This is a genomic window from Pseudomonas sp. 43NM1 (genome assembly GCF_002836905.1).
Lineage (GTDB): Bacteria > Pseudomonadota > Gammaproteobacteria > Pseudomonadales > Pseudomonadaceae > Aquipseudomonas > Aquipseudomonas prosekii.
Map to the genome: position 1 here is coordinate 63,479 of NZ_MKGS01000102.1, position 15,730 is coordinate 79,208.

At 62.5% G+C, this 15,730-nt stretch carries 11 protein-coding genes and 1 pseudogene; 1 reads left to right on the top strand and 11 read right to left on the bottom strand.

The annotated features are described in order from the left end of the window. Window positions 1-72 precede the first annotated feature (72 nt). The 6 genes from BI292_RS09960 to BI292_RS09985 all read right to left on the bottom strand — a co-directional run bounded on the left by BI292_RS09960 (window position 73) and on the right by BI292_RS09985 (window position 5,536). Window positions 73-1,521, bottom strand: coding sequence for an efflux transporter outer membrane subunit (locus BI292_RS09960; protein WP_101207777.1), 1,449 nt, complete (start codon window positions 1,519-1,521; stop codon window positions 73-75). Further along, window positions 1,518-2,405 (bottom strand): HlyD family secretion protein, encoded by an 888-nt coding sequence (locus BI292_RS09965; RefSeq protein WP_101207778.1) that lies wholly within the window; start codon window positions 2,403-2,405, stop codon window positions 1,518-1,520. Before BI292_RS09965 ends, BI292_RS09960 begins: the two co-directional genes overlap by 4 nt. Beyond that, window positions 2,402-2,611: a DUF1656 domain-containing protein gene (locus BI292_RS09970; RefSeq protein ID WP_008034684.1), complete on the bottom strand. Its 210-nt coding sequence runs from the start codon at window positions 2,609-2,611 to the stop codon at window positions 2,402-2,404. The genes BI292_RS09965 and BI292_RS09970 overlap by 4 nt, the downstream gene beginning before the upstream one ends. After that, entirely contained in the window at window positions 2,608-4,680 is a 2,073-nt protein-coding gene (locus BI292_RS09975) for an FUSC family protein (RefSeq protein ID WP_101207779.1), read from the bottom strand. Before BI292_RS09975 ends, BI292_RS09970 begins: the two co-directional genes overlap by 4 nt. Continuing rightward, on the bottom strand, window positions 4,677-5,105 hold the full coding sequence (locus BI292_RS09980) for a MarR family winged helix-turn-helix transcriptional regulator (protein ID WP_092275275.1): 429 nt from the start codon (window positions 5,103-5,105) through the stop codon (window positions 4,677-4,679). Before BI292_RS09980 ends, BI292_RS09975 begins: the two co-directional genes overlap by 4 nt. Before the next feature lie 185 nt (window positions 5,106-5,290). After that, window positions 5,291-5,536, bottom strand: coding sequence for a DUF2789 domain-containing protein (locus BI292_RS09985; protein ID WP_101207780.1), 246 nt, complete (start codon window positions 5,534-5,536; stop codon window positions 5,291-5,293). 160 nt (window positions 5,537-5,696) lie between these two features. Between BI292_RS09985 and BI292_RS28765 the strand changes: the two are divergent. After that, window positions 5,697-5,789: pseudogene (locus tag BI292_RS28765) on the top strand (slipin family protein); the annotation flags it as partial. Between the two features lie 104 nt (window positions 5,790-5,893). Here the strand turns inward: BI292_RS28765 and BI292_RS09990 are convergent. The 5 genes from BI292_RS09990 to BI292_RS10010 all read right to left on the bottom strand — a co-directional run. Next, entirely contained in the window at window positions 5,894-6,889 is a 996-nt protein-coding gene (locus tag BI292_RS09990) for a sulfotransferase family protein (protein ID WP_101207781.1), read from the bottom strand. Further along, window positions 6,877-7,662, bottom strand: a complete 786-nt coding sequence (locus BI292_RS09995) for an aspartyl/asparaginyl beta-hydroxylase domain-containing protein (RefSeq protein ID WP_101207782.1) — start codon at window positions 7,660-7,662, stop codon at window positions 6,877-6,879. The genes BI292_RS09990 and BI292_RS09995 overlap by 13 nt, the downstream gene beginning before the upstream one ends. Next, window positions 7,659-8,264: an adenylyl-sulfate kinase gene (cysC, locus tag BI292_RS10000; protein WP_092275287.1), complete on the bottom strand. Its 606-nt coding sequence runs from the start codon at window positions 8,262-8,264 to the stop codon at window positions 7,659-7,661. The genes BI292_RS09995 and cysC overlap by 4 nt, the downstream gene beginning before the upstream one ends. Further along, a complete protein-coding gene (locus BI292_RS10005) occupies window positions 8,248-9,762 on the bottom strand; it encodes a TolC family protein (RefSeq protein ID WP_092275291.1) in 1,515 nt (504 codons plus the stop codon). The genes cysC and BI292_RS10005 overlap by 17 nt, the downstream gene beginning before the upstream one ends. Before the next feature lie 42 nt (window positions 9,763-9,804). Continuing rightward, window positions 9,805-15,730: S-layer family protein (locus BI292_RS10010; RefSeq protein ID WP_101207783.1), on the bottom strand; the 5,926-nt coding region annotated here is incomplete at its 5' end.

Here is a 15,730-nt window from a genome sequence, read left to right on the forward strand (position 1 = left end):
CCCATGACCAACGCGAGCCTTGCTTGATGAAATCGTCGCGCGATCTCATCAAGTCAAAGCATAGCAACGGCCTCAGGGTTTGCCGGGTTGTGACGCTTGCGTTCGTCCGCTTTCCCAACCGCCGCCGAGGGCGAGGAACAAATCGATCTGGCTCATCGCAACCTGGGTGTTGGCGGCGGCCAGTTGCGCGGTGACATCGGTGTAGGTGCGGGTCGCTTGCAGGTCGGCGAGGAATGACGCGCGGCCAGCCTGGAAGAAGCGGTGTGTCTGGTCCGCCGCCAGTTGCGCGGATTGCTCGGCGTCGGCCAGCGCATCGCGGCGTTGCAGCAGCGCGGTGTACTGCGCGAGCCCGGTTTGCGTTTCACGAATCGCGTTGAGCACCACGCCGTCAAAGTGCGCCAGCGCGCCTTGGGTCGAAGCTTCGGCCTGGCGGATTCGCGCGCGCGAGCCGTTGGACGGCACGGTCCAGTTCAGCAACGGGCCGAAACCCCAGCGATTGGCCGCAGGTTTGCCAAGGTTTTCCAGCAGACCAACGGTGCCGACGGACGCGCCGATGCTGATGTCCGGGTACAACTCGCCCGTGGCGATGCCGATGCCGGCGGTCGCGGCGGCCAAGCGACGTTCCGCTTGTCGCACATCCGGGCGGCGCTTGAGCAAGGTTGCGCCGTCACCGACCGGCAACAATTGCGCAATCTTCGGCAGCTCGGCGCAGCTGTCAGTGCCGGCCGGCAGTTGATTCAGCGGTTTGGCCAGCAACATCGACAAACGGAACAGGCCCGCCTGACGCAGCGCTTCATAACGCGGCATGTCGGCGCGCAACGATTTGAATTGGGTTTGCGAACGCGTGACCTGGGTTTCATCGCCACGCCCGGCGTCGCGCAGACGTTGGGTCAGGGTGGTGCTCTGCGCTTGCAGGTCGAGGGAATGCTGGGCGATTTCGCGTTCTTCGTTGGCCGCGCAGACTTGCGTGTAGGCCCGAACCACGTCGGCGACCAAGGTGATGCGCGCCGTGTCCGCCGCCGCTTGCGTGGCGTCGGCATTGGCCTGAGCCGCTTCGATCCCGCGCTGCAAAGTGCCGAACAAATCGAACTGATAAGAAGTGGTAATGCCAATGTCACCAACGTTGGCCACCGGCACTTTGTCGGCCAGCAAAAACGCCTCACCGGATTCCTGCAATCGCTGCGCGCCGAGCTTGACGCCGCCGCTCCAGCCGCCCGCCGCTTGCGCCTCGTCAACCTGCGCCCGCGCCCGTGACAGGTTGGCCGCTGCGACGCGCAAATCGGTGTTGGACGCCATGGCTTGCTGGACCAGTTGATCCAGGCGCGGGTCCTGATACAAGCGCCACCAATCGCCCGGCACCGGTGCCGACACCACGTCTTTGTCGTTGGCCGCGAGGTTGCCTTGCAGGTCTTCACGATGAACGGCAGCGTCGTCGGGTAACTGGTAATCCGGGCCGACCACCTGACACGCCGACAGCAACAGGCCTAAACCGGCCACCGCCAAAGCCGAGGCTTTGCTCATTTCGCCGGCTCCTCGGTGTTGTCGTCAATGATCGAAACGGTCGCAGTGCGCCCGGCGATCATGCGGAAATCCGCCGGCACTTCGTCGAAAGCGATGCGCACCGGAATCCGCTGCGCCAGCCGCACCCAACTGAACGCCGGGTTGACGTTCGGCAACAGGTTGCTGCCGCTGCTGCGGTCGCGGTCCTCGATGCCAGCGACGATGCTTTCGACGTGGCCGCGCAGGCGAGCGCGGTCGCCGATCACGCGAATATCGACGCCCATGCCGACGTGAATACCGTCGAGTTTGGTCTCTTCGAAATAGCCATCGATGTGGAAGGAATTGCTGTCGACCACCGACAACACTGGCCGCCCGGCGGTGACGAATTCCTGCGCGCGCGGCGCCCGGTCGTTGATGTAGCCGTCGACCGGGCTGCGAATGGTCGAGCGATCGAGGTTGAGCTGAGCACTGTCTACCGCCACTTGCGCTTCCATCAGCGCAACTTCGGCGCGGGCAACGCGTGACTGGCTTTCTTCCAGTTGCTCGCCCGGCACCAGATTGCCGAGGCCACGGTTACGCTTGGCTTCACGTTGCGCTTGGGCCAGGGTTTCCTGACGGTCGGCGACCGCCGCTTTGGCTTGGCGCAGGGCCAGTTTGAAACGGTCCTGGTCGATGCTGAACAGCACTTGGCCGCGTTGCACCAGTTGGTTGTCGCGCACTTGCACCTGCTGGATCAGCCCGGAAACGTCCGGGGCGATCTGCACGATGTCGGCGCGAATGTGCCCGTCACGGGTCCACGGCGCGAACATGTAATACATCACCATGCGCCAGACCACGACAACGGCGAAGGTCACGATCAGCAGCGTCAACACCACGCGGCCAAGGGTCAAAAAAGGTTTTTTCATGTCATCAGGTATCGACTGAGTGAGTCCACGGCGCCGAGCAGCAAAGCGTAGAGAGCCACGTTGAACAATGCCCGGTGCCAGACCAGACGGTAAAAGTGCAGGCGCGTGAGCAACCCGTGCACCAGCAGGTAAATCACGTACGTAATGCCCATCAGCACCAGCAGCGTGGGCAGGAACACCCCGCTGATATCCAGATCACCGATCATAAAGGCGCTCCATCGATGCCATGCGGAAGCGGTTCTTCGAGTGCGCTGGAGCCGACGAATTCAACCCCTGGCAGCAGCGCCAGACGCAGCCCGCTCAAGGCGTGCAGCAAATGCAGGCGCGCGCCTTCGTCGCATTCGGTGTTCAGCGCGCGGCGGGTGCGATCAAGGGTCATCAGCAGCGGACTCGGCGCCGGCAAACGCTCGCCAGCCTTCAGGCACGCCTTGAAGTATCCGCCAACCTCGGCCACCACTTGGTGCAGCAACACCTGCGGCGCGCCGACCACGCGTGGCGTGTAAGCGAGCAGGTCGAGCAGGTTCAGCGCCACCCGCACTTCACGCAGCGCGACACCGGTGTCCTGGCCGATCAGGCCCAGACGCGGCAAGTGCTGCATCAAGCGGTCGAGCATCTGCACGCCCAACTTGCGATGCTCGGACAACGTCGCCGGTTCGGTCAGGCTGACGATGTCGCGCCAGCTGAAACGCGTCAGGCGCTTGGCCGCCAGTTCCGCGCCGAATGGCCGCGCGATCAACGTCCAGACAAATGCGAACAACAAACCGATCGGCCCGGCCAGGTTGGAGTTGGCGAAGCTGAGGAAGTCCGCGTCGTAGGCGCCCTGAATGCTGATGAACGACGAGGTGTTGACCAGCGTCAGCAGCATGCCGAGGTAAAACTGCGGTTTGACCGTGAGCGTGCCGATGCAGATAAACGGCACGGAAAACGCCAGCACCAGCATCGGAAAATCGTGCAGGTTCGGCAGCACCAGAAACAGGTAAAGACTGGCGAACAACACCGACATTGCAGTCCAGAAAAAGAAGCGGAAAATCTGCGGCGCCGGGTCGTCCATCGAGGCGAAAAAACTGCACGCCACCGCCGCCAGAATCACCGCGCTGCCGCCGTCGGTCCAGCCGAGCAGAATCCACAGAACCGAGGCGACAATGATCGCGCTGACCGTGGACATGGCCGAGTAGAACATCAGCCCACGATCCAGAAACGGTGTCAGCCGACCGAGCCGCCAGTGCCGATACACCGCGCGCCAACTGTCCTGGCTTTCACACTGAATGGCGAATTGCAGGCTGCGGCAGTCTTGCCACAAATCGACCCATTCGCCGAGACGATACAGCGCATTGGAAAACAGCAATTGCTTGCGATCATCCAGCGCTTCGGGGCTCGGCTGCAGCGCTTCGATTTGATTTTTCAAGGCCTGCCAGCGAGCGAGATCGGCGTCCTTGTGCTCCAGCCATTCGGAGGTCGCGGCCAGCAGCGGTGCGAACTTGTCGACCAGCTCCGGGGTGCGCCGCTCCAACGCATACAGCGCGTCGTCGAGGGCATCGATCACCGGCAATAAATGGATCATCCGCCCGCGCAATTCCTTGGTATTGCGCACGGTTTGCGGCCGCGCGCCTTCGTGCGGCAACTGGCCGATCATCAGTTCGAGGCTGTTGAACGTGGCAACCATCGCCGAGCGCAAGGCGCTGACTTCCTCCGGTTGCACGTTGCGGCTGAGGAACCGTTGGCTGTAGGTGGAGGCATCGGCGAACCATTTGTTTACCGAATCGTTGAACACCGGCGCCAGCCGTCGCGGCCAGAACATCGCGCCCACCACGGCGGCGACGGCGATGCCGAGGAAGATCTCTTCGGTCCGCGCCTCGGCGATGTCCCACACCGCCAACGGGTTATCCAGCACCGGCAAAGCGATCAGCGGCAAGGTGTAACCGGCGAGCATCAGCGCGTAACTGTTGGCGGTGCGCAGGTGCAGGGACAGAAACAGCAGCGTCCCGGTCCACAGCGCAATAATCACCACCAGCACGTACGGGCTCTGCACAAACATCGGCACAAAAAACACCGCCGCCGCCGCGCCCATGAAGGTGCCGATGGCGCGGTACAACGCCTTGGAACTGGTCGGCCCGACAAACGGGCTGGAGACGATATACACGGTGGCCATCGCCCAATAAGGACGCGGCATCTGCATGAGCATGGCGATGTACAACGCGATCATCGACGCGGCAAACGTGCGCACGCCATAAAACCAGTCTCGCGCCGAGGGAACGCCGGTAAAAAAACCGTTCAAGACTGAATCACCGACGGATGGTTGGCGCCTTCGAACGCCCGCAGCACCCGCAGCGCGGCTTCAAGATCACTCTGGTCGATGCCTTCCAGCACCTCATGACGCAACCGCACCAGCTCGACTTCAACGGCTTGCACCAATTCACGGCCGGTGTCGGTCAGGCTCAGGCACTTGGCCCGACGATCCTGCGCATCTTCAGTGCGGCGCACGTAACCGGAATGACACAACTGATCGAGCAAGCGCACCAGCGAAGGACTTTCCATCCCCGCCGCCTGCGCCACCGTGACCTGACGCACACCCTCGCCCAACCGCCCGATCATCAACAACGGCACGGCACAGGCTTCGGAAATTCCATAATTGACCAGCGTGGTCTGGCAGATCTTGCGCCAATGCCTGGCGGCGACCACCATCGAACTGCTGATATTCATCTGGAGAGCATCGAGGTTTTGAGACACGGGAAGACACACTGTTAGTTTGCTAACTATCAATATCTCATTGCCGGGGAAACTTGGTCAAGTTTTGAAACATATTCGCTCGACGAGTGGGAACCGGTTTTACCTATTGCTCGAACAGCGGATGGTCTGGTCAGCTAAGTGATTTCCTTCAGAAGGTTTCAAGCATCCCGCCCCTTGCGCAACAACACATTCAACTGATCCACCACCTCCGCCCAATCCGCGTCTTCGAGAATCTCATCGCGTAAAAACTGTGCCTGGCTCTTGCTCCAGAAAAACGCGTCTGCCAGATGCAATTCAGGTTTGAGCGGTGAATGGGTGGCGATGAATTGGTCGATGCTGATCGGATCGCTGGCCAGGCCGAGTTGTTTGAACAGGGACGGCAGGCTGTGGGTTGGGGATTCCATGGGGCGCTCCTGGGTGATTGGGAAATCATTCGCGGGCAAGCCTCGCTTCTACAGGGTATACGCGGTCCACTGCGGGAGCGAGGCGTGCGCGCGAAGGCGCCATCGCTGACGCCGTAAAATCGCCCACCCAGCGCTTGATTAAATGTGGATATCCAGCAAGTGCTCGATTGCCGGCGACAAGACTTCGACGATTGTCTTTCCGCTGCCGATTGAACTGCTCAAAGGGATGGCGGATTTGTCTTCGAAGTCTTGAGGCGATTTTGGGCGTGTGGTCAGGCGGGTTTGTGTTGGATTGACTGTTGCTATCGCGAGCAGGCTCACTCCTACAGGGTTATGGGGCGTGCGTGAAATTTGTGTTCACTGGAGATCAAATGTAGGAGTGAGCCTGCTCGCGATGGCGTCGTCACTGTCGCCAAAAAACCCGCCGCCCAGCACCTCGTAAGGCCCGCGCGCCCAGCGCTCCACGCATTCGCGCAGCTGTGGCGAGGCTTCGCGCCGTTTGCTTTGGCTATCGCCGACAAATACTTCGGTCGGCTGTTTCGCGTGCCGCCCGACCGCTGCAAATACCTGCTCGCGCTGAACCGCATCCAACGCAAAGAACTCAGCCAAGCGCCCCGCCATCGCTCCAGGTAATTCGCGGTAATTCACCGCCAACCCTTCATAGTCCCGGCAATGCGCGGCGGCCATTTCCAGCAATCGCCCCAGCCGTCGCGCGATGTAAGCCTCGTGGCCATCAAACGGCAATCCATCATCCAGCCCACTCGCGCCAATCATCCCCGGCACCATGTGCATGCCCGGACGGCGCGAGTGCGAAACGGCAATCTCCAGCGGGTCGCGATAGACAAACATCCAGGGCGTCGCAGGAAAACATTCACGCAACAGCGGCAGCTCGGCGATGTTCCACGCGTCCAGTTTGATCACCAGCCGCTGCTCCACGCCGCGCCGACGCTGGCCGTACGCCGACAACAAACCTGCAATCGCGCTGCGCCGCTCCGCCGCTGGCAAATCACTGCGCAGCAGCGTGTCCAGCGGCGGCGGTTCGCTGATGACAATGTGATTGTCGAGTTGGGCGAGCATTTGGCTGATCAACGTCGAGCCACAACGCGACGCGTGAAAGATAAACGCACTCGGCGCCAATCCAGGGCTGATCGCCCGCCACTCACCGAGCACGGCCAACGGCGTCTGCCGCCGAAATGCCTGGTTGAACGGCAAGCGCAGCGCAGCGTCCACCGCTTCGCGAAAGAACGGCTGATGCAGCGGCGTATCACCAAACCAGCACCAATCAACCCGCCATTCGCCGGCCTGCTGCCAGATGCGAATCGGCAGCCAGCCGTCGAGGTTCAAGCGTTCCATTGTTCATTCCATTGCCGACGTCCGTTGCGCATTGCCGCGCGCAATTCTTCGCGCGAAAACACCAAGCCGCGTTCGGCTGCCAGCGCCAGCGTGCGGGCAATGAACACTTCGCTGTCGGTCAAACCCTGTAACGCTTGCGACAATTGCAAATCACCCGCCACCAGCCGCTGAAATTGCAGCAAGGCGCCCTCCGCGACAGGAGGCGCAGGCGTCGTCGCCAAACCCTCGCTAATCGCCTGCTGCAACCACGCACCGGGCCGGCAATCGAGGACCAGATGCACGCGGGCCGAGCAGTCGCGATTGTCCACGCGATGCGGTCGCGACAGGTCGAGAAACCAGCATTCCCCCGCCGCCATCGGCATGCGCTGGCCATCAAGGAAAAAGTCCACGTGCGCCGGGCTCAACAGCGGAATATGCAGACGCAGATCCGCATCCGGCTCAGCGAGATCATAGTCGCGATGTTCATGAATTTGCCCGCCCGGACCTAGCCGCAACAGACGCGCCGAGACGATTTCCAACGGCAACTCGCGCAAGCCCTGCGGCCAGCGCCCATCACGCTGCCACGGTGCGCGCAGCAGCGGCTGGCCGAGGCCCGGCGATAATTCGGTCAGCGCATCAGCCGCGGAAATCAGCGCCACGCCGCTCCAGTCGCCGGCGTAGTAGGCACTGTTGAAATGACCGCGCCATTCGTCCTCGCCAATCGCCGCCAACGCCTGCAACAGCAACGGCAAATCCACCGTCACCGGCAAGCGCGAAAACGCCGCGCGACTCATGGTGCTGGCAGCACCGCGCAGTCGCCCAGCCAAGTCAGCAAGCGCTGCAGACAGGCCTCGACCGATTGTCCGCCGGTGTCGAGCACCAGCGCGGCCGAGAGTGGCGACTGGTACGGCGCGGAAACGCCGGTGAACCCCGCCAGATCGCCGCGACGCGCGCGGGCGTAATGACCTTTCGGGTCGCGCTGCTCGCACACCACAAGCGAGGCGCTGCACCAGACTTCGTGGTAATCCGCGCCGAGGCGCTGGGCGAAGATTTCGCGCAATTCGAGCAACGGCGCGATCATCGCCAGAATCACAATCTGCCCGTTCTCGACCAGCAACGCCGCCAGTTCACTGGCACGACGGATGTTTTCCTGACGGTCGCTGTCAGCAAATCCCAAATCGCGATTGAGCCCAACGCGCAGCCCGTCGCCATCGAGTACCACGCTTTGCACGCCGCGCTCGAACAACGCGGCGTGCAACGCCTGGGCCAGGGTCGATTTGCCCGCCGCGGGCAACCCGGTGAGCAAAATCGCCGTGCCGCGATGGCCGTTGCGCGCCTCGCGTTGTGCACGGCTGATGCTGGCGGTCGGCGCCAGCAGGTTATTCGGCCGGGACACTGGCCACCGGCACGGCAATGTTGCCCGACGCCCACGCGGCTTCGCGACTGGCCAACGCATTGGCGATCGACTGCACTTCGGTGGATTGCACTTCATCCGGCATCGGATCGAGCCCGGCGCTGGCGAAGATCTGTCCGTACGCGTTGCGCAAATCGGCGTACGACAAGTCGCGTCGCAGGTCCGCTTGCAAGGTGTTCAATTCACCTTGAATCAGGTCCAGTTCACCGAGGCCGGCAGCCTGATGGCGGTTGCGCAACTGACCGAGAATCTGCCCGTCGATGCTCGACAGCTCCTGGTTGGTCTGGAACTGATGCAGCGCTTCCTGATAGTTCGCGTTGGCCACGTAGAGCTGCGCCAGCACCGCAATCGACATCGCCTGACGCCGTGCCTTGGCGACTTCTTCGCCAGCCTTGGCGACGTTGATTGCCGCTGGCGCGGAGATCACGTTGAACAGGTTCCAGGTCAGTTTGACGCCGTAGTCGGCCCACTTGTCGTTGACCAGAAACGAGTTGCTGTCGTAGTGCCCGCCAGCGGAAAACTCCAGCCCCGGCAACAGGCGCAACATGGCTTTGCGGGTTTCGGCGGTGCTGATGCGCGTCTGGTAATCCTGCTCGCGCAGCTCTGGACGGCTGGCCAGCGCTTCGTGTTCGAGGCTGGTCATGGCGACTTTCAATTGCGGAATCGTGTAGTCGTCCGGCGTGGCCAATTTCAGGTCAGTGCCCATCGGCAGGTTGATCAGCGTCGACAGCTCGGTTTTCGCCAGCGACAACGCGCGGCGCTGCTCTTGCAACTGACGCGTCGCCTCGATCAGCGAACGCTGATAACCCAGCGCAACCACTGGGTCGCCGATGCGCTGATCGCTCATGCTCTGACTGTTTTTGCGCGCGGTATCGACCCGCGCCGCGAGGCTGTCAATTTGCGTAAGCAGACGTTCGGCAGCCACTGCACGCCAATACGCCGAGCGCACATCTTGAACGATGGTGTTGATGACTTTGCGCCGACGTTCCTGGACGATCAGGCGTTGGTCGCCCTGCTGCTTGGCGCTGATGTAGCTGACGCCGAAATCGAGGACGTTCCACACCATGGTCAGGTCGGCGACGCGGCGGTCACGGTCCTGCGAGGTCGACGGTTCCAGCGACTGAGTGCCGGTCAGCACGCTTTGGCTGCTCGATGCGCCCTGGTTGCTGCGCCCGGCATAACCGGCGTCGAGCGCCATGCGCGGCAGCATGTCGAAACTGGCGAGGTCGAGTTGGCGTTTGGCCAGGGCCTCTTCCATGATTTTCAGCCGGCCTTCGAGGTTGTACTTCACCGCGCGAGCCATCGCCTGGTGCAAGGTCAACGGGCCGCTGAGCGGCTCCTGACCGGTGAACATGTTCTGCATATCGCTTCTGGCACGTTGTTCACTGACGCTGCGCTCAATCGGATCGCTCTTCACTGCACAACCGCTGATCGCCAGCGCCAGCAGGCTGGCGCCGAATAGCTTATGACTTCTTTTCATCCCTGGATCGCCCCTAGGTGCCGCACTGAATTATGGTGTGGTTCAAGCCTGCATTTCGCTGATGCCGACGTGGTGCAAAGCTGCGGCCAGGCTATCGACCTGCCGTTGCTCGGTGTCTTTGATTTCCTGTAATTGCTGAGTCAGCGACGGCGCGCCGAACACCCCGCGCAGCCCTTGGGAAACATCGCCGCTGCTGATCGAACGGCTGCCGAAAGCGTTCAACGAATCGCGCCCGTTATCGCCGTCCTGATGGAACAGGCTCGACAGCGTGCTGCTGCCAAACACCCCGCCATCGCCGCCGCCAAACCCGAGAAAGCCGTGGCCGGAACCGTCGCCCGCGCTGTCGCTGCTGCCGAACACTTGCGCCAGGTAGCTCGGTGCCAATGCGCCGCGATTGATGAAAATATCCCCGAGCGGGCGAATGCCGTCGCCCAAGACCCGATCTTCGAACAACGGCGCAAAGGTCAGCGGCGAAGCGAGCGTGCCGGTCGGCGCGGCGAAGATCATCGGTTGCAGCGGCACGCGCGGTTGATCAATCACCACCACCGGTTGCGAGACGCGGAACTCCGGATCCGGCGGGACCACGACAACCGTGGTCGACGGCGCGGTCACGGTGTTGATCGCATAACCGTTGGATTGCGTGCTGCCGCTGCCGGCATTGCCCGAGCCATCGGTGACGCCGGCGAGGTTCAAACTGATCGCGTTGTTGGCGTTGCTCAAGTTACCGGTCGGGGTCAGCGTCGCGGTCCAGGTTTTGCCGCCGTCACTGCTGGCCAGATCGGACAGAGCGCCGTTGGCGACGCTGATGTCGGAGAGGTCAAAACCGCTCACCGCTTCGTTGAAGGTGAAGGTCACCAGCGAGGTTTGGCCGACGCCCAGGTTCGGGTTGGCGACCACCACCGTGGCGCTCGGCGGCTCGCCGTCGATCACGTAGTTGTTGGACACCGCAACGCCCGCGCCGCTGTTGCCGGAGAGGTCGGCGACGTTGCTGGTGTCGAGCGCGATGAAGTTGCTCGGGTCGCTGATATTCGCGGTCGGCGTGAAGGTCGCGGTCCAGGTTTTACCGCCGTCGCTGCTGGCCAGATTGGTCAGCTCGCCGTTGGTCACGCTGAGGTCCGAGAGATCAAAATCACTGACGGTTTCAGTGAAAGTGATGGTCACCAAAGAGCTCTGGCCGATGCCCAGGTTCGGGTTGGCGACGACGATGGTTGCGGTCGGGCGCGTCGCGTCCAGCGTGTAGTTGTTGGAGATCGCGATCCCCGCGCCAGCATTGCCTGCGGCGTCGACCACGTTGCTGCTGTCGAGCAGGATCAGGTTGCTGGTGTCGCTGATATTGGCGGTCGGCGTCAGCGTCGCGGTCCAGGTCTTGCCGCCGTCGTTGCTGAGCAAATTGCTCAGCGTGCCGTTGGCAACGCTGAGGTCCGAAAGGTCGAAACCGGCAACGGCCTCGATGAACGTGATGGTCACCGTGGTGGTCTGGCCGATGCCCAAACGGTTATCCGCGACGGCGATGGTCGCGGTTGGCCGCGCGGTGTCGATCGCATAGTTGTTGGAATCGGAGCTGCCCACACCACTGTTGCCCGATGCGTTGATCACGCCGCTGTTGTCGAGGCTGATCAGGTTGCTCGTATCGGTGATGTTTTCGGTGGGCGTGAACGTCGCGGTCCAAGTGATGCCGCCGTCGCTCGACAACACATTGCTCAACGTGCCATTGGCGATGCTCAGGTCGGCGTTGCTGAAACCGCTGACCGCTTCGCTGAAGGTGATGGTCACCACCGACGTTTCGCCAGCCTGGAGGGCGTTATCGGCGACGACGATGGTCGCGGTCGGCACTTGGGTTTCGACCACGTAATTGGCGGAATCGGTGGTGCCGGCGCCGGTGTTGCCGGCCAGATCGGCGATGCCGCTGTTGTTCAGGCTGATCAGGTTGCTGGCGTCGGTGATGCCGGCGGTCGGGGTGAACGTGGCGGTCCAGGTGATCCCGCCGTCGCTGCTGCTGACCGCGCTCAGCGTGCCGTTGGCGACGCTTAAATCGGCGTTGTCGAAACCGCTCACCGCTTCACTGAAAGTGATGGTTACCAGCGAAGTTTCGCCGGGTTTCAGCGTGGTGTCGCTCAACACGATGGTTGCGGTTGGAGGCGCGCTGTCGATCACGTAGTTGTTGGAATCGGTCAGGCCCGCCCCAGCGTTGCCGGCCAGATCGGTGACGCCGGCATTGTTCAGTGTGATGACGTTGCTAGCGTCGTTGATGCCGGTAATCGGGGTGAACGTCGCGGTCCAGGTCACGCCGCCGTCGCTGCTGCTGACCGCGCTCAACGTGCCATTGGCAACGTTCAGATCGGCATTGCTGAAACCGCTCACGGCTTCGCTGAAGGTGATAGTCACCAGCGAAGTCTGGCCCAGCGCCAATGCATCGTTGGCAACAACGATAGTTGCGCTTGGGCGCGCGGTGTCGATTGCGTAGTTGTTCGAGTCGGTGGTGCCGACGCCAGCGTTGCCGGACGCATTGACCACGCCGCTGTTGTCGAGGGTGATCAGGTTTGTGGTGTCGGTTATCGCATCGGTCGGCGTGAAAGTAGCGGTCCAGGTAATCCCGCCATCGCTGCTGCTGACCGCGCTGAGTGTGCCGTTGGCAACGGTCAAATCGGCGTTGCTGAATCCGCTGACCGCTTCGCTGAAAGTGATGGTTACCAGCGACGTTTCACCCACGCTCAGTGCGTTGTCAGCAACCACAACGGAGGCGGTCGGCAGCACGGTGTCGATGGTGAAGTTGGCCGAGTTGCTGACGCCAACGCCCGCGTTGCCGGCAATGTCGGTCACGCCGGCATTGTTCAGCGTGATCAGGTTAGTGGTGTCTTTGACGCCGACTGTCGGGGTGAACGTGGCGGTCCAGGTAATGCCGCCATCGCTACTGCTGACCGCGCTCAGCGTGCCGTTGGGAACGCTCAAATCACTGTTGTCGAAACCGCTGACCGCCTCGCTGAAAGTGATGGTCACCAAGGAGGTTTCGCCGGCACTCAGGGTTGGGTCGGCAACGACGATGGTGGCGGTCGGGCGCAGGCTGTCGATCACGTAGTTGTTGGAATCGGTGGTGCCCGCGCCGACGTTACCGGCCACGTCCGCCACGCCGGTGTTGTTCAGCGTGATGATATTGGTCGCGTCGTTGACGCTGCCGACCGGCGTGAAGGTCGCGGTGTAGGTGATGTTGTCGCTGGTGGTAAGGCCGCTCAAGGTGCCGTTTTGTACCGTGAAATCGGCGAGGGTCAGGCCGGTTACCGCTTCGTTGAAGGTGATGGTCACCACCGAAGTCTGGCCGAGGGCCAGGGTCGGGTCGGCGACGACGATGGTGGCGGTTGGGCGCACGGTGTCGATGGCGTAGTTGTTCGAATCGGTGCTGCCGACGCCGACGTTGCCAGAGACAGCGGCTTGTACGCCGGTGTTGTTCAGGGTGATCAGGTTGCTCGCATCAGTGATGGCGTTAGTCGGGGTGAAGGTCGCCGTCCAAGTGATGCCGCCATCGCCGCTGCTGACCGCCGTCAACGTGCCGTTGGCGATGGTCAAGTCGGCGTTGGTGAATCCGGTCACGGCCTCGGAGAAGGTGATGGTCACCAGCGAGGTTTCGCCGATGTTCAGCGCATTGTCGGCGACCACGATGGTCGCGGTCGGCGCCACGGTGTCGATGGTGTAGTTGCCGGAGTTGGTGGTGCCTGTGCCCGCATTGCCAGCCAGGTCAGCGATGCCGGTGTTGGCCAAGGTGATGATGTTGGTCATGTCCTTGACGCCAGCGGTCGGGGTGAAAGTCGCGGTCCAGGTGATGCCGCCGTCGGCGCTGCTGACGGCAGTCAATGTGCCGTTGGCAATCGCCAGGTCGGCGTTGGTGAAACCGCTTACCGCTTCGCTGAAGGTGATGGTCACCAGCGAGGTCTCGCCGACGCTCAGGGTCGGGTCCGCGAGGACGATAGTCGCCGTCGGGCGCACGGTGTCGATCGCGTAATTATTGGAATCGGTGGTGCCGCTGCCGGCGTTGCCCGCCAAGTCGGCTACGCCGGTGTTGTCGAGGGTGATCAGGTTGGTCGCGTCGGTGATGCTGGTGGTCGGCGTGAACGTTGCGGTCCAGGTAATCCCGCCATCGGCGCTGCTCACCGCCGTCAATGTGCCGTTGGCAATGGTCAGGTCAGCGTTGGTGAAACCGCTCACGGCTTCACTGAAGGTGATGGTCACTAGCGACGTGTCGCCGATTTTCAGCGCGGTGTCGGCCAACACAATGGTCGCCGTCGGGCGCACGGTGTCGACGGAGTAGTTGCCGGAATTGCTGACGCCCGTGCCGACGTTGCCGGAACTGGCGGCCTGAATGCCGGTGTTGTCCAGGGTGATGATGTTGGTCGCGTCGGTGATGCTGGCGGTCGGCGTGAGCGTCGCCGTCCAGGTAATCCCGCCATCGCTGCTGCTCACGGCGCTGAGCGTGCCGTTGGCGATGGTCAGATCAGCGTTGGTGAAACCGGTAACCGCTTGGCTGAACGTGATGGTCACCAGCGAGGTGTCGCCGATTTTCAGCGCGGTGTCGGCCAAGACAATGGTCGCGGTCGGGCGCACGGTGTCGACGATGTAATTGCCGGAGTTGCTGGTGCCACTGCCCGTGTTACCTGCCAGGTCAGCCACGCCGGTGTTGGCCAGGGTGATGATGTTGGTTGTGTCAGTGATACCGGCAGTCGGGGTGAAAGTTGCAGTCCAGGTGATGCCGCCATCGCTGCTGCTCACCGCGCTCAGTGTGCCGTTGGCGATGCTCAGGTCAGCGTTGGTAAACCCGCTGACCGCTTCGCTGAAGGTGATAGTCACCAGCGAGGTTTCACCGGCGCTCAGGTTGCTGTCGGCGAGCACGATGGTCGCGGTCGGGCGCTGGGTGTCGATCGTATAGTTGGCGGAATCGGTGGTGCCCGTGCCGGCGTTGCCTGCCAGATCGCTGACCCCGGTGTTGGCCAAGGTGATCACGTTGCTCGTGTCGGTGATGCTCGCGCTCGGGGTAAAGGTGCCCGTCCAGGTGATGCCGCCGTCGCTGCTGCTGACCGCCGTCATGCTGCCATTGACGAGGGTCAGATCAGCGTTGGTGAAACCGCTTACGGCTTCGCTGAAGGTGATGGTCACCAGCGAGGTATCGCCGATTCTCAGCGCGGTGTCCGCCATCACGATCGTCGCGGTTGGGCGCTGGGTGTCGATCGCGTAATTGTTCGAGTTGATGACGCCAAGCCCGGCGTTGCCGGACAGGTCTTGCACGCCGGTCTTGTCCAGCGTGATGAGGTTGGTGCTATCGGTCACGCCGGCGGTTGGGGTGAAGGTTGCCGTCCAAGTGATGCCGCCGTCGCTGCTGCTCACCGCTGTGAGCGTGCCGTTGGCGATGGTCAGGTCGGCGTTGGTGAAACCGGTCACGGCCTCACTGAAGGTGATAGTCACCAGCGAGGTTTCGCTGCTGTTCAGGGCGTTGTCGGCGACGACGATGCTCGCGGTCGGCGCCACGGTGTCGTTGATCACGTAATTGTTGGAAGTGCCGGTGCCGGTGCCGATGTTGCCGGCCAGATCCTGCACACCTGAGGTGTTGAGGGTGATGGCGTTGGTCGGCGCATTGATATTGCCGGCGGCCGTCAGGGTCGCGGTCCAGGTAATGCCGCCGTCGCTGCTGCTCACCGCGCTCAGCGTGCCGTTGGCGACGGTCAGGTCGGCGTTGGTGAAACCGTTCACCGCCTCACTGAAGGTGATGGTTACCAATGAGGTGCCGCCGGAATTCAGGTTGGTGTTGGCGACGACGATGCTGGACACGGTCGGTGGCGTGACATCCGGCAAGTAGTTGGTATTGACCACGCCGCCGTCGTTGAAGATGTTGTTCACCGCCGCCGGGACGCTGCCCGTACTGCCGCCGCCCGCCGCCAGCCCGCCCGCACCGCTGCCGCCGGCGTTGCCGGCCAGGGCGCCAAAG